Here is a 14,915-nt window from a genome sequence, read left to right as displayed (position 1 = left end):
GTTCCCTAGGGTTCCCTGCGGTGTCAAGCGGTAAGCTAGGGAACCGCAGGGAACTAGAGACGAAGGAGCTGGCGAAATGGCTGGTCAGGCCGACAATCGGGCGCCGTACGCGAAGATTGCCGCCCACTACGCGGAGCTGATCGCGTCCGGCCAGCTACCCCCGGGATCGCTGCTGCCGAGCATCAAGAACCTCTCGGAGGAGTGGAGCGTCAGCACCGCTACCGCCGAAAAGGCCCTGCGCAAACTGCGAAACGAGGGTCTGGTTCGAGGAATCCACGGAATCGGGACCGAGGTCCTAGACCAACCGGCTCCCATGTCGTCGGGATCTCAGCGTCAGGACCGAGGGCGCCGAACCGGATCTAGTTGGGGATCAGGTGAAAGGTCCGACTCGCACGAGGCTGCTGTAGTGCCCGCGCCCCCGGATGTGGCTCAGGCCCTGGGCATCGAACCTCACTCCGACGTGATCCGCCGACGGCGGGTGTACCGAGACCGGCACGGCATCGTTGCGCACAGTACGTCCTGGATTCCGCCTCGATACGGGAAGTTGATCCCCCAGTTGGCGAACAGTGAGCGACTGACCGGCGGAACCTCACTCCAGCTCATTGCCGAGGCAACCGGACTCCCAATCAGTCATCGGATCGACTCCGCATCGGCGCGTCTGTTGACGACGGAGGATGCGCGGCTTCTAGAGCTGGACTCCGAGAACCCTCCAGCAGAACCCGTGGTCGTGATGACAGCCAAGTTCATCGACAGGGAGGGGAATGTCGTGGAGTACGGCGTCGACCTCGGAGGTCCTGGTCGCACCTGGCGGACGGAATCGGAGGTTTCCTAGTGGCGGCCGTGGATGACACGCTCCTGCGCGTGCTCGAAGACCGCATGGGCGCCCTGCTCGCCGCTCGCCGTGACGGCCTGCTCACCCGTGAAGCCGAAGAGGAGATGGCTGCCATCTCCCAGACCTTGACGAGACCGATGCCCTCACGCCCGCCCTTCTGTGTCCTGATGGCCGGACTCCCCGGCTCCGGAAAGACCACCCTGTCTCGCGCCCTAACTGACCGCGGGTTCATCCGTCTGTGCCCGGATGAAGAGATGTACCGCCGACATGGCGTCTACGGCGTGGACTTCCCGCGAGGAACGTTCCCCACCCTTGAGCGGCCGGTGCTCGAAGACATAGCGGTTGAACTTAGGGAACAGCTCAAGGCTGGCCGCGATGTCGTCGTCGACCACGGCTTTTGGACTCCGGAGGATCGGGCTAAGTGGCGAGCCATCGCCACGGGCGCAGGCGCCACCCCGGTGCTGGTCTATCTCGCTGCCACTCATGATGAACTCTGGGCAAGGATCAGCAAGCGCAACGAGTTCCACGTGGACGACCCCAACTCGATCTACTTCTCAGAGAGCGATCTTCAGCGGTACCGGGCCCGGTTCATCCCACCTCAAGCAGACGAGCCGCACCTCCTTTTCGAGGGCGACACTGCGGCTGTGATCTCAGCCATGGGAGCCTGATCCTGAACCGCCACCACCTCTCGGCCTCTGCAGGTCCACCGGCTGCCCGACGGAGCGGGCGCCAGTGTCACTGCGCCGACCTTACTCGCTACGCACTGACCCACTCCCTCACTACTATCAAGACGGACTCCTTATCGAGGAAGACACCAGGTCGTTGCTCGATATCTTGCAGGCGGAAGAGGAATACTTCGATCCCATCTGGTATGCGCGGAACGTGGCTCGGCCTGGCCAAAAACCCCGACGGGGCGAATGTCGCGAGAAAGGCAGGCGAACGGCTAGAGAAAAAGTACGGCCCAGAGAAACTGCTGCCGGCAGATGGCTGGGAGTTCGGCTACTAGAACGGCAATCTGGCAGCACTACGATGGGTCCTGGGAAGTGAATGGGACTTCCTTGACACATAGGGTTGTTCTCTGATGTCACGTCTCCACTGAGAAGCTGTCGACCTCTCGTTTTACGTGCGGGGCGAAGATGCTGAATCTCGGATGGCACAGACTGAGCTGCTGCACCTCCCATGAACGTCGAGCGCGCTCATCGCGCAAGCGCTCAAGAATCTTCCATTTAAAGTTCGCAATTGGGACCCTGAGTGATAGGGGTTCATCATCCCACCGAATCTCAAACTGCGGCATCACAAGCCCCTGATGCAGGCCCGGCTTGAACCGCTCATCCTTCGAATCAAATACCTGCATCCGGCTCAAATGCCCTCGATCGACACCCACGGCATAAGACTGTCGCAAGCTATCGATTCCATCAAAGCCTCGCGCGGCATACTCCCGAATGGGAGGCTCGGCCCTATAGTCGAAAATTTCGACGCACCGGTCGTCTTCAATGCGTGGAACGTCCTCCAGGATTACCCTGTCGAACAAATCGTTCGTCGCAATATGAATACTCACATCATATTGTGCCCAGATACCTGTTTCCGCCAGGAAAGTATCCGTCGCATTCTTCCAAATGGGGATCTTCTGGCTAAACAGTAGTTCGCCTCCCGGCGTCTGGCTTCTGAGGATTCCGTGGACCTCGGCACGCCTTGCGAATAGGTCAACGGATTCCGCATCGAGGGCAGATACCTCTCTCAGGGCTTCACATAGAGTTGAAATTTCCTTGAAATCTGGGACGATCAACAAGAGGTCCAGGTCACTAGCCGGAGATCCCACACTAGGGGACCCCTTGACGTTATAGAATCGACCATACGTCGTTGACCCTCCGAGAATTCCAGCCGTCGACACTTGGGCAGCAGCCGTAACTCTCCTCAGGGAGTTCAGGTCGCGAATTCGGCGGCACGTTTCAATAGCCGCCTCGAACGGCTTAGGGCGGCGCCTCTTTGTATTTTCTGGCTTGTACGGAGTGAGTTCGTTAAACCTTTCATCACCATAAAGGATTCGAAACTTAGACGGCATGTCGCCGGGTATTCCGTCCACATCGGACATAACCGTCAGCAGGTCCTCTCCAAACTTCTCTTCCCTGCCGGCGTACGCGGCAAAAACCCGACCGAGCCGTAGCGCAAGCGCACCCGCCATAATGTCAGGCAATTCGTCTGGCCCCGTAAAGTTCGATAGCAGGGAGGACATTTGCTGATAGAGACCTCTGACTTGTCGCCAGTCGGCACGGTTGTCAACTTCAGAGAGATCCATGACTTTGGCCCCCTCAGTGATGGTGCGGCCTCTACCGCCATTGTTCCATCACCTGAGAGCTTCCGCACCCGGACCAGCAGAAACCCCCGCGCTCCATTGGCAGTTTCACAGAGTGACTGGATTGTGCTTCATTCAATTATGAAGCACAACAACTTTCGTGAATACGAAGGATCTCTTATCACGCCTGGAACGCGATTCCTGCGGCGTACCGGGAGGGCTGGTTACCGATACCAACTATCTGCGGCCACGCCAGGCTCAAGGAGCAACCGCGCAATTCTGCCAGCCACTGGAGCGTAAACGGTAACGGTGCGTGACAAGGCCGGCTGCGGCCGGAGGGCACAACGAGGGCACAACGGCTTCGGGCAGGCTCAACGGCAACCAACGCCAGCAAACCCCGTCTGGCCTGGTCAGCGGCTTAGCTTGACGGTCTCTGCAGATGATGCACGGGAGGGCGGCACCTCCGCACAAGGTGCCGCCCCCTCTTTCGTGGTCCGGAGCCGCCGCCCATCGGTGTTGAGGGTCGGGGACGGGTGGCGGCTCCGGGGTTCGGGTGGGTCAGCGGTGGTCGCTGCCCTCCGACTGCACGGCCGCGCGCCCCGCCTCCAGGCGCGCCACCGGGATACGGAACGGCGAGCAGGAGACGTAGTCGAGACCCACCTCGTGGAAGAAGTGGACCGACTCCGGGTCGCCGCCGTGCTCGCCGCAGACGCCGAGCTTGAGGTCGGGACGGGTCTCGCGGCCGGCCTTCGCGGCCAGGCTGACCAGCGAGCCGACGCCGTCCCTGTCGATCGTCTCGAAGGGGCTGACGCCGAAGATGCCCTTCTCCAGGTAGGCGGTGAAGAAGCTCGCCTCCACGTCGTCCCGGCTGAAGCCCCACACCGTCTGGGTGAGGTCGTTCGTGCCGAAGGAGAAGAACTCCGCCGCCTCCGCGATCTGGCCCGCCGTCAGCGCGGCCCGCGGCAGCTCGATCATCGTGCCGATGGCGAGCTTGAGCTGCGTGCCGGTGGCGGCCTCGACCTCGGCGACGACCTGGTCGGCCTCCTCGCGGACGATCTCCAGCTCCTGGACGGTGCCGACCAGCGGGATCATGATCTCGGCGCGCGGGTCGCCCTTGGCGGCCTTGCGCTCGGCCGCCGCCTCGGCGATGGCGCGGACCTGCATGGTGAACAGGCCGGGGATGACGAGACCGAGGCGTACGCCGCGCAGACCCAGCATCGGGTTCTGCTCGTGCAGCCGGTGCACCGCCTGCAGCAGGCGCAGGTCGTTCTCGTGCGACTCCTGACGGGACTCGGCGAGCGCGACGCGCACCGACAGCTCGGTGATGTCGGGCAGGAACTCGTGCAGCGGCGGGTCGAGCAGGCGGATGGTGACGGGCAGCCCGTCCATCGCCTTGAACAGCTCCACGAAGTCCGCCTTCTGCAGCGGGAGCAGTTCCTTCAGGGACTCCTCGCGCTCGGCCTCCGTGTCGGCCAGGATCAGCCGCTCGACCAGCTCGCGCCGGTCACCGAGGAACATGTGCTCGGTGCGGCACAGGCCGATGCCCTGGGCGCCGAAGCGGCGGGCGCGCAGCGCGTCCTCGGCGTTGTCGGCGTTGGCGCGCACCCGCAGGCGGCGCATCCGGTCGGCGTACCCGATGATCCGGTGCACGGCCTCGACCAGTTCGTCGGCGTCGTCGGCGCCGGCGTGCATGCGGCCCTCGAAGTACTCCACGACCGGCGACGGCACGACCGGTACCTCACCGAGGTACACCTTGCCGCTGGAGCCGTCGATGGAGATGACGTCGCCCTCCTCGACGACGTGTCCGCCGGGGACCGTCATCCGGCGCCGCTTGGTGTCGACCTCCAGCTCCTCGGCACCGCAGACACAGGTCTTGCCCATGCCACGGGCGACGACGGCCGCGTGCGAGGTCTTGCCGCCACGGCTGGTCAGGATGCCCTCGGCCGCGATCATGCCGTCGAGGTCGTCGGGGTTGGTCTCCCGGCGGACGAGGATGACCTTCTCGCCCGACCTGGACCACTTCACGGCGGTGTACGAGTCGAAGACGGCCTTGCCGACGGCCGCGCCCGGCGAGGCGGCGATGCCCCGGCCGACCTGCTCGACCTTCGCCTCCTCGTCGAAGCGCGGGAACATCAGCTGGGCGAGCTGGGCGCCCGTCACCCGCTGCAGCGCCTCGGCCTCGTCGATGAGCCCCTGGTCCACGAGCTGCGTGGCGATACGGAAGGCGGCACCGGCCGTCCGCTTGCCGACGCGCGTCTGCAGCATCCACAGCTGGCCGCGCTCGATGGTGAACTCGATGTCGCAGAGATCCTTGTAGTGGTTCTCCAGCGTCTCCATGATCTGCATCAGCTGGTCGTACGACTTCTTGTCGATCTGCTCCAGCTCCGCGAGCGGCACGGTGTTGCGGATGCCGGCGACGACGTCCTCGCCCTGGGCGTTCTGCAGGTAGTCGCCGTAGACGCCCTGGTGGCCGCTGGCGGGGTCGCGGGTGAAGGCGACGCCGGTGCCCGAGTCGGGGCCGAGGTTGCCGAAGACCATGGAGCAGACGTTGACGGCCGTGCCGAGGTCGTGCGGGATGCGCTCCTGGCGGCGGTAGAGCTTGGCCCGGTCGCCGTTCCAGGAGTCGAAGACCGCCTTGATGGCGAGGTCCATCTGCTCGCGCGGGTCCTGCGGGAAGTCCCGGCCGGCCTCCTTCTTGACGATCTTCTTGAAGGCGGTGACCAGCTTCTTGAGGTCGGCGGCCTCGAGGTCGGTGTCGACCGTGACCTTCTTGGCCTCCTTGGCCTTCTCCAGCGCCTCCTCGAAGAGGTCGCCGTCGACGCCGAGGACGGTCTTGCCGAACATCTGGATGAGACGGCGGTAGGAGTCCCACGCGAACCGCTCGTCGCCGGCCTGGTCGGTGAGGCCCTTCACGGACTTGTCGGAGAGCCCGATGTTGAGGACGGTGTCCATCATGCCGGGCATGGAGAACTTGGCGCCGGAGCGGACGGAGACGAGCAGGGGGTTGTCGGGCTGGCCGAGCTTCTTGCCCATCTTGGTCTCGAGGGCGTCGAGGTGCGCACTCACCTCGTCACGCAGTGCCGCGGGCTCCTCGCCGCTGTCGAGGTAGACCTTGCAGGCTTCCGTCGTGATGGTGAAGCCCGGGGGAACGGGGAGTCCCAGGTTGGTCATCTCGGCGAGGTTCGCGCCCTTGCCACCGAGGAGGTCCTTGAGATCCTTGTTTCCCTCGGTGAAGTCGTAAACGAGCTTCGCTACGTGAGGTTCTTTGTTTTCCGACACGGGTCTCGACTCCCTCGAAGACGCGGTGGCTGCCCTGACGGCCAGGAACATACCCAGATCGAAGGCTTCTGGGTACGTCTACGCGTGCGTCATGTGCCCGTAACCAGCGCTCCGCCAGAGGATTGAAAGTCAAAGCTCGGCAAGCAACCAGCCGCTTATGTTTTCAGTTCTTGAACGCAATCACGCCCACAGGTGCGGTTTTGCGCTCACATGAGCAGCACTCACGCGCACCTGTTTTCGCTCGATGAACGATCAAACGGTGGCACCCAGTGCCACTCCTTGAGGAAGTGCAGCCGCTCAAGATCCGCTCATCTGAGCGCAACCCTTATCAAGGGTGGCGAGAATCACGCTGCCACAGAGACCCGGATTTCACCATGCGGACGCCCCCGGACCTGCGCCGGAACGCGAAACACGGACGTCACACGCCCATCGCCGACAGCCGCTCCTCCGCCCGCTCCGGCGCGTACAGGTACTCCACGACCAGCGCCCCGGCCCCCACCAGGCCGGCCCGCTCGCCGAGCCGCGAGGTGACGACGTCCAGATGGGCCGTGGAGCGCGGCAGCGCCCGCTGGTACAGCAGCTCGCGCACCCCCGTGAGGAAGGGTGTTCCGGCCAGATCCCCCGCGATCATCAGCACACCGGGGTTCAGCAGCGTCACGACGGTGGCCAGTACGTCCCCCACCCGTCGCCCGGCCTCCCGCGCCAGCCCGACGGCCTCCGGGTGCCCGGCCGCCAGCAGGTCCCGCACGTCCGAGCCCGAGGCCGCGGGGACGCCCGCCTCCGCCAGCCGCCGCGCCACGGCGCCGCCACTGGCGACGGCGGCGAGACACCCGTAGGACCCGCACCGGCACAGCGCCTCCGCGCCCACCCGGATGTGCCCGATGTCGCCCGCACCCCCGTCGATGCCCCGGAAGATCGACCCGCCGACGACGACCCCCGCCCCGATGCCGGTCGACACCTTCACCAGTACGAACGCCGAGCAGTCGGGGTATCCCGTGCGCTGCTCGCCGTACGCCATGAGGTTCGCGTCGTTGTCGACGAGCACCGGAACCGCCCCGGCGCCCGTGCGCTCGCCGAAGGCCCTGCTCAGCCGCCCTCTTATGTCGTAGCCGTCCCAGCCCGGCATCATCGGCGGCTGCACGACCCGGCCGGTCTCGCTGTCGACGGGCCCCGGCACGGCGAGCCCGATGCCGCAGGCCGACGCCGCCGGCCTCCCGGCCTTCTCCAGCAACTCGGCGAACCAGCCGCCGAGTTCGCCCAGTACGGCGTCCGGGCCGTCGTCGACCAGCAGGACGCCGGAGCGTTCGGCGAGGATCTCGCCGGTCAACGACAGGACGGCGGCGCGCGCGTGCCGGGTGTCGAGGTCGGCGGCCAGCACGACGGCGTGCTCGTCGTCGAACTCCAGGGTGATCGAGGGCCGCCCGCCCAGCGGCGAGTCGACCGGGCCCCCCGCCCCCTCCCTCAGCCAGCCCGCGCGGAAGAGGCGGTCGAGGCGCTGGCCGACGGTGGCGCGGGACAGTCCGGTGACCTGCTGGAGGGCTCCGCGCGTGGTCGCGCGTCCGCTTCGTACCAGTTCGAGTAGATCGCCGGCGCGTGCCTGTCCACGTCCCGTCATGCGCACCCCCTTGTGCTTCTCAAGCCTGCATTACATATTGAGTTTTGCGTGTTAAATAGACGTAACTCTACGATGGCTACGACCGAACCGGTCGCCCGCACCTCTTTCGGGGAGCCCCGAGTGGACCGCACCGCCCAGCTGACCAGCCGTGCCACCAAGCACCCCACTGCATACGATCCACCCCTCCCGTGCGATTCGCCGCACGTCAGGGCCGCCCGTGTACTGGAGGACAACTGGACGGGCTCGTCCACGGTCCCCTCGCGCAGCCTGTACCCGCACCAGTGGTCCTGGGACTCGGCGTTCATCGCGATCGGCCTGCGCCACCTGTCGCCGTTACGGGCCCAGACGGAGCTGGAGACACTGCTGGCGGCCCAGTGGGGCGACGGCCGCATCCCGCACATCGTCTTCAGCCCCTCCGTGCCCCTCGACGCGTACTTCCCGAGCCCCGACTTCTGGCGCTCCTCGACCGCGGGGCGCGCTGCGGGCGCCCCGCGCACCGTACAGACCTCCGGCATCGTGCAGCCACCGGTGCACGCGCTCGCGGCCTGGCTGGTGCACTGCGCCGACCCCGGCCTCTCCCGGGCGCGCGGCTTCCTCTCCCGCCTGTACCCCCGCCTGGCCGCCTGGCACCGCTATCTGCTGCACCGCCGGGACCTGGGCGGCGGCGGGCTGGCGTCCGTCGTCCACCCCTGGGAGCAGGGCATGGACAACAGCCCCTGCTGGGACGCCCCGCTCGGCCGGATCGTCCCGGCCCCGGCCCGCTCCTTCCGCCGCGCCGACCTCGACCACGGCGCCCCCGAGGACCGGCCGACGGATCTCGACTACGGGCGGTACGTGCGGCTCGCGATGGACTACCGGGATCGGGGGTACGCCGACGGGGGCGGCGAATTCGCCGTGGAGGACCCGGCGTTCAACGCCCTGCTGATCGCCTCCGAGCACGCGCTCGCCCGGATCGCCCGCGAACTGGGCGCGACGGGAACGGCCCGGCACGCCCGCGCGGAACGCCTGACGGCAGCGCTCGTACGGCGACTGTGGGACCCGGCGAGCGGGATGTTCCTGTGCCGGGACCTGCGGGGCGGGATGATCCCCGAGCGCAGCGTCTCCGGTCTCGTCCCGCTGGTCCTCCCCGGCCTCCCCCGCGACATCGTCACGGCGCTTACGCGCACCCTGCGCGGGCCGCACTTCGGGCTCGGGGACAGCACCCGCCTGGTGCCCAGTTACGACCTCCTCGGCGAGGCCTTCGACCCGCACCGCTACTGGCGCGGTCCCGCCTGGTTCAACATCAACTGGCTGCTGGAGAGCGGACTGCGCACGCACGGCGAGCCGGAGGCGGCCGACGCGCTGCGCGAGGCCGTCCTGGACATCGCCGACGCGTCCGGGTTCGCGGAGTACGTGGACCCGCACACCGGCGAACCCTGCGGAGCGCTCGGCTTCGGCTGGACCGCCGCGCTCGCGCTGGATCTGCTCCACACGCGCCCCGGAGACGGCGTGTCCCCGACGGGCATCGACACGTTCGACGAGATGAGCGACGAGAACGCAAGGGGAGGGGACCGGGTATGAGCGACCGGCATCATCTGCTCGTGCACGGCGGGACGTTCGCGGCCGTGGGCGACGGCGGGGACATCAGCGGGGTCCGGGGAGCCGGCTCCCCGGACGGTCTGTTCGTGCGGGACGCCCGGCATCTGAGCCGTTGGCAACTGACGGTCGACGGCGCCGTGCCGGAGTCGCTCACGCCGGTCGCGGACGGGGACACGGCACGCTGTGTCCTCGTCCCGCGCGGCGGGCGGCAGGAACCCCCCGCCTACACGGTCTTCCGCGAACAGGCCGTCGGGGACGGCGCGTTCGTGGAGGCCCTCAAGGTCACCAGCAACCGCCCGGTGCCGACCACGGTCCGCCTCGCGATCACCGCGGACGCCGACTTCACCGACCAGTTCGAACTCCGTTCCGACTACCGCACCTACGCCAAGACCGGCGCCACCCGCTCCCGCCAAGTCCTCGACGACGGCGTGGAGTTCGTCTACCGGCGGGGTGAATGGCGGTCCTGTACGACGGTGACGGCCGAGCCCGCTCCGGACGGCGTGGAGGAGACGGGCACCGGAGCCCGTCGCCTCGTATGGACCCTCGACCTCGCCCCGCACGGCACCGCGGAGCTGGTCCTGCGCGTGATGGCCCGCCCGCACGGAGACAAACGAGCCCTGCGCGTGCCCGCCTCCCCGGCCGCGGTCAACGAACAACTCATCACTCTCGAAGGCGAATTCGTGGAGGGCGTGGCCTTCCCGACCGGCTGGCCGGAGCTGGCGGCGGCGTGCGCGCGCGGCCTGGCGGACCTCGCCTCGCTCCAGCTGGCGGCGTCGGGTCCGGACGGCGAGGAACTGCGCGTGCCGGCCGCCGGCGCCCCGTGGTTCCTCACCCTGCTGGGCCGGGACGCCCTGCTGACCTCCCTCTTCGCCCTCCCCTACCGCCCGCAGCTGGCCGCCGCGACCCTGCCCGCCCTCGCCGCGACCCAGGCGACCGAGACCGGCGTGGACTCGGTGGCCCAGCCCGGGAAGATCGTGCACGAGGTCCGCCACGGCGAGCTGGCGCACTTCGGCCAGGTCCCGTACGGCCGCTACTACGGTTCGGTGGACGCCACTCCCCTCTTCCTCGTCCTCCTCGGCGCGTACGTGGAGCAGACCGGCGACACCGAACTGGCCCGCCGTCTGGAGCCCCACGCCCGGGCCGCGATCGGCTGGATGCTGGACCACGGCGGTCTGACCTCGCGCGGCTACCTGGTCTACCGCGCCGACCAGGGCGGCCTGGCCAACCAGAACTGGAAGGACTCCCCCGGCGCCATCTGCGCCGCCGACGGCACCCGGGCGAGCGGCGCGGTGATGGCTGCGGGGGCGCAGGGTTACGCGTACGACGCCCTGCGCCGCACGGCGTGGATCGCGCGCACGGTGTGGGCCGACGAGACGTACGCGGCGCTGCTGGAGCAGGCGGCCGGTGACCTGCGGGACCGCTTCCAGCGGGACTTCTGGATGCCGGACCGTTCCTTCCCCGCCCTGGCACTGGACGGCGAGGGCCGCCAGCTCGACGCCCTGGCGTCGGATGCCGGCCATCTCCTCTGGTCCGGGCTGCTGGACAAGGAGTACGGAGAGGCGGTGGGCCGGCGGCTGCTGGAGCCGGACTTCTTCTCCGGCTGGGGCGTACGGACCCTGGCCGCCGGCCAGGCCGCGTACCACCCGCTGTCCTACCACCGGGGCTCGGTGTGGCCGCACGACAACGCGCTGATCACCCTGGGCCTGGCGCGGTACGGGCTGCACGACGAGGCGCGCACGGTCGCGCACGGTCTGGTGGACGCGGCGAACGCCACCGGCCACCGGCTGCCGGAGGTCATCGCCGGGTACGGCCGGGACGCGCACGCGGAGCCGGTGCCGTATCCGCATGCCTGCGTCCGGGAGTCGCGCGCCGCGGCGGCGCCCCTGGCCCTGCTGACGGCGGTCGGCGGCGCCTGACGCCCCGGAGCCGTTGACCAGCCGTTTGCCGGGTGTTTGCCCGGTGCCGTGAACACCCGCGTGGGGCCCGCCGTACGGAAGGTCGGCGGGTCCTTGCCTCCCCAGCGTGACCCGCCCCTCCCTCTCCCGGGCCTCGCTACGGAAGGACCTTCGGGTGCCTGTCTTCACGCGCCTTCGCCACCAGCCGGAAACCGCCGACGCCGTCACCGAGGGCACGGCGCCCGAGGAGCAGCAGACGGCCGCGCGGGTCACCCTGCGGTCGCGATTCGCCGCCTGGCGCGAACGGCATCCCGCGGTCGTCCGCGGCGTCCGCTGGACGGTCACGGCCCTCGCCGGGGTGCTGGTATTCCTGGCACTGGTACTGCCGAACAAGCAGAGCGCACTGCAGGCGGACCGGTTCGTCCGGATCCCGGTGGAGGCGATCATCGGTGCGGCGGTGGCGCTGACCCTCCCTCGCCGCCCCCGGCTGACGGTGGCGGCACTGTCCGGCGCCGCGCTCGGCGCCATGACCATCCTGAACCTCCTGGACATGGGCTTCTGGGAGTACCTGGGCCGCCGCTTCAACCTCGTCCTGGACTGGGAGCTCCTCCCCGACGCGCAGTCCTACGTCAAGGACTCGATGGGCACGACGGTGGCGACCCTGGCAACCGTGGGCGCCTTCATCCTGGTCGTAGTGCTCCTCACCGTCATGGCACTGGCGATGATCCGGCTCAGCAACGCTCTGGCGAACAACAAACAGGCCGCGACCCGGGGAACGCTGGCCACCGCCGTCGTATGGGTCCTCTGCTCCGCGCTGGGACTGCAGATCGCCGGGACGCCGGTCGCGGCCGACCGAGCCGCGGGGGCGGTGCTGTCACAGGCACGGCTGGTCCACACCACCCTGCGCGACGAGGCGGCCTTCCAGAAGGTCGCCAAGATCGACGCGTTCGGCAACACGCCCCCCGGCCAGCTCGTCCCCGCCTTGCGCGGCAAGGACATGATCTTCACCTTCATCGAGAGCTACGGCCGCAGCGCGATCGAGGACCCGGTGGAGGCGCCCGGCGTCGACGCGACCCTCGACGCCCGCACCAAGGCCCTCGCGAAGGCGGGCTTCCACGCCAAGAGCGGCTGGCTCACGTCCGCCACCTACGGCGGCAGCAGCTGGCTCGGCCACTCCACCACCATGTCGGGCCTGTGGATCGACAACCAGCAGCGCTACCGCACGCTCATGGCGAGCGACCACATGAGCCTGACGGAGGCGTTCAAGAAGACGGGCGCCTGGGACACGGTCGGCATCATGCCCGGGGTGCAGAAGAGCTGGCCCGAATCCAAGTTCTACGGCCTCGACTCCTACCGCAACGCCTTCCAGATGGGCTACAAGGGCCCCAAGTTCAGCTGGTCCACCATGCCCGACCAGTACGCGCTGCAGCAGTTCCAGAACCTGGAGCACAGCAAGAAGCGCAGCAAGCCGCTGATGTCCCTGGTCATCCTGACCTCCAGCCACCAGCCCTGGGCCCCGATCCCCAAGATGGTCCCCTGGAACGAGCTGGGCGACGGCTCGATCTTCAACTCCATCCAGAAGGCCGGCAACAAGCCCTCGGACATCATCGCGAGCTCCCCCAAGTCCCAGGCGGAGTACGGCAAGTCGGTCCAGTACTCGGTCACGGCCCTCACCCAGTGGCTCGAGCGCTACGGCACCAAGGACACCGTCCTGGTCTTCCTGGGCGACCACCAGCCCATCCCCCGCGTCAGCGGCAACCACGCCAGCCGCGACGTCCCGGTCTCCATCGTCGCCAAGGACCCCAAGGTCCTCGACAGGATCAGCGGCTGGAACTGGACGGACGGCCTGCGCCCCGCCCACAACGCCCCCGTCTGGAAGATGAGCGCGTTCCGCGACAAGTTCCTCACGGCGTACGGCTCGACGAAACACCCGAAGAAGGGGTGACGCGGGGCGAGGAGCGCCGCACAAAACGGACCCCCTTGGCGACGGTTCGCGCAGTTCCATGCGCCCCTGAGGGCGTGGCAGGCGCCCCCGGCGAGAAGGGGGTGGGGGGTGTCCGCCCGCAGCGGCGGGCGTCCATCACCGGCACCGATCGGGACACGGCACCGCCCGACCGAGGACGGACACCCCCCGCCCCGGCCCCGACCCACGACGAAACCGTAGGCGGGCGAGCCTCAGCCCCCCGACGTGTCGAGTTCCGCGTCCTCGCCGACGCCCGCGCAGTCGTAAGGGTCCTTGAGCCACCCGTCCGGCAGCACCACCCGGTTGTTGCCGGAGGTACGCCCCCGCGGCCCGTCGGCACCGGCGGGCCAGGCCTGATCGAGGTCCAACTCGTCCAGCCCGCCGCGCAGTTCCTCCAGGGAAGACGTGACGGCGAGCCGCTTGCGCATCTCGCTGCCGACGGCGAAGCCCTTCAGATACCAGGCGACATGCTTACGGAAGTCGACGACACCCTTCGTCTCGTCGCCGATCCACTCCCCCAACAGCCGGGCGTGCCGCACCATGACGTCGGCGACCTCACGCAAGGAGGGCCGCGCGATGTCCTGCTCGCGCCCCTCGAACGCCGCGACCAGGTCCGCGAACAGCCACGGCCGTCCGAGGCATCCCCGCCCCACGACCACGCCGTCGCACCCGGTCTCCCGCACCATCCGCAGCGCGTCCTCGGCCGACCAGATGTCCCCGTTGCCCAGCACCGGGATCTCCGGCACATGCTCCTTCAGCCGCGCGATGGCGTCCCAGTCCGCGGTACCGCCGTAGTGCTGCGCGGCCGTACGCCCGTGCAGGGCGATCGACGTGACGCCCTCCTCGACGGCGATCCGCCCGGCGTCCAGATACGTGATGTGGTCGTCGTCGATGCCCTTGCGCATCTTCATCGTCACGGGCAGGTCTCCGGCGCCCGAGACGGCCTCACGCAGGATCGCCCGCAGCAGGTTCCGCTTGTAGGGCAGCGCGGACCCGCCGCCCTTGCGCGTCACCTTCGGCACCGGGCACCCGAAGTTGAGGTCGATGTGGTCGGCGAGCCCTTCCTCCGCGATCATGCGGACGGCCTTGCCGACGGTGGCCGGATCGACGCCGTACAGCTGGATCGACCGAGGCTTCTCGCTCTCGTCGAAGTGGATCAGCTGCATGGTCTTCTCGTTGCGCTCGACCAGCGCCCGCGTGGTGATCATCTCGCTCACGAAGAGGCCCTTGCCGCCGCTGAACTCCCGGCACAGTGTCCGGAAGGGAGCGTTGGTGATCCCGGCCATGGGCGCGAGGACGACAGGGGGCTGGACGGTGTGCGGACCGATCTGCAGGGGCGTGGACATTGCCCCATTGTCGCCTATGGACAGCGACGCCTTTCCCGCCCGCCCCCTCCCCCCACCAGGATCATGCATCCACCATTAGTTAGCACCACTATTAGTTAGACACACTATCGACAT

9 protein-coding genes are annotated in these 14,915 nt (G+C 68.1%); 5 read left to right on the top strand and 4 right to left on the bottom strand.

All coding sequences use genetic code 11. The annotated features are described in order from the left end of the window. Window positions 1–76: 76 nt before the first annotated feature. Both ACQF4J_RS30235 and ACQF4J_RS30230 read left to right on the top strand, forming a co-directional pair. Window positions 77–832, top strand: a complete 756-nt coding sequence (locus ACQF4J_RS30235; protein ID WP_427167219.1) for a GntR family transcriptional regulator — start codon at window positions 77–79, stop codon at window positions 830–832. Further along, entirely contained in the window at window positions 832–1,500 is a 669-nt protein-coding gene (locus tag ACQF4J_RS30230; protein WP_427167218.1) for an AAA family ATPase, read from the top strand. The genes ACQF4J_RS30235 and ACQF4J_RS30230 overlap by 1 nt, the downstream gene beginning before the upstream one ends. Before the next feature lie 416 nt (window positions 1,501–1,916). Here the strand turns inward: ACQF4J_RS30230 and ACQF4J_RS30225 are convergent, their stop codons facing one another. The 3 genes from ACQF4J_RS30225 to ACQF4J_RS30215 form a co-directional block, all read right to left on the bottom strand. Continuing rightward, window positions 1,917–3,128, bottom strand: coding sequence for a hypothetical protein (locus ACQF4J_RS30225; protein WP_427167216.1), 1,212 nt, complete (start codon window positions 3,126–3,128; stop codon window positions 1,917–1,919). Window positions 3,129–3,683: 555 nt separating this feature from the next. Then, a complete protein-coding gene (ppdK, locus tag ACQF4J_RS30220) occupies window positions 3,684–6,404 on the bottom strand; it encodes a pyruvate, phosphate dikinase (protein WP_351801756.1) in 2,721 nt (906 codons plus the stop codon). Between the two features lie 418 nt (window positions 6,405–6,822). Continuing rightward, the gene (locus ACQF4J_RS30215; protein ID WP_351801758.1) at window positions 6,823–8,019 is read right to left on the bottom strand and encodes an ROK family protein; all 1,197 of its coding nucleotides are present in this window, start codon (window positions 8,017–8,019) and stop codon (window positions 6,823–6,825) included. 120 nt (window positions 8,020–8,139) lie between these two features. On the opposite strand from ACQF4J_RS30215, the gene ACQF4J_RS30210 reads away from it, so the two are divergent. The 3 genes from ACQF4J_RS30210 (at window position 8,140) to ACQF4J_RS30200 (ending at window position 13,437) form a co-directional block, all read left to right on the top strand. After that, a complete protein-coding gene (locus ACQF4J_RS30210; RefSeq protein WP_351584149.1) occupies window positions 8,140–9,579 on the top strand; it encodes an amylo-alpha-1,6-glucosidase in 1,440 nt (479 codons plus the stop codon). After that, complete coding sequence (locus ACQF4J_RS30205; protein ID WP_427167214.1) at window positions 9,576–11,513, top strand: glycogen debranching N-terminal domain-containing protein; 1,938 nt, start codon at window positions 9,576–9,578, stop codon at window positions 11,511–11,513. Before ACQF4J_RS30210 ends, ACQF4J_RS30205 begins: the two co-directional genes overlap by 4 nt. Before the next feature lie 154 nt (window positions 11,514–11,667). Then, window positions 11,668–13,437, top strand: a complete 1,770-nt coding sequence (locus tag ACQF4J_RS30200; RefSeq protein WP_427167213.1) for a CDP-alcohol phosphatidyltransferase — start codon at window positions 11,668–11,670, stop codon at window positions 13,435–13,437. A 230-nt stretch (window positions 13,438–13,667) separates the two neighbouring features. On the opposite strand, the gene dusB is transcribed toward ACQF4J_RS30200, so the two are convergent. Continuing rightward, on the bottom strand, window positions 13,668–14,801 hold the full coding sequence (dusB, locus tag ACQF4J_RS30195) for a tRNA dihydrouridine synthase DusB (protein WP_351582243.1): 1,134 nt from the start codon (window positions 14,799–14,801) through the stop codon (window positions 13,668–13,670). Window positions 14,802–14,915: the final 114 nt, after the last annotated feature.

It is taken from the genome of Streptomyces sp. C1-1 (assembly GCF_050214755.1).
In the GTDB taxonomy this organism is placed as follows: Bacteria; Actinomycetota; Actinomycetes; order Streptomycetales; family Streptomycetaceae; genus Streptomyces.
Note: the sequence above shows the minus strand (reverse complement) of the source record. Positions and strands in the feature narration are given on the sequence as shown.

What these genes read in the sequence shown, in the direction of transcription:
- ACQF4J_RS30235 (WP_427167219.1), top strand. Translation starts at nt 77, where the DNA reads ATGGCTGGTCAGGCCGACAATCGGGCGCCGTACGCGAAGATTGCCGCC.
- ACQF4J_RS30225 (WP_427167216.1), bottom strand. Translation starts at nt 3,128, where the DNA reads ATGGATCTCTCTGAAGTTGACAACCGTGCCGACTGGCGACAAGTCAGA.
- ACQF4J_RS30215 (WP_351801758.1), bottom strand. Translation starts at nt 8,019, where the DNA reads ATGACGGGACGTGGACAGGCACGCGCCGGCGATCTACTCGAACTGGTA.
- ACQF4J_RS30205 (WP_427167214.1), top strand. Translation starts at nt 9,576, where the DNA reads ATGAGCGACCGGCATCATCTGCTCGTGCACGGCGGGACGTTCGCGGCC.
- dusB (WP_351582243.1), bottom strand. Translation starts at nt 14,801, where the DNA reads ATGTCCACGCCCCTGCAGATCGGTCCGCACACCGTCCAGCCCCCTGTC.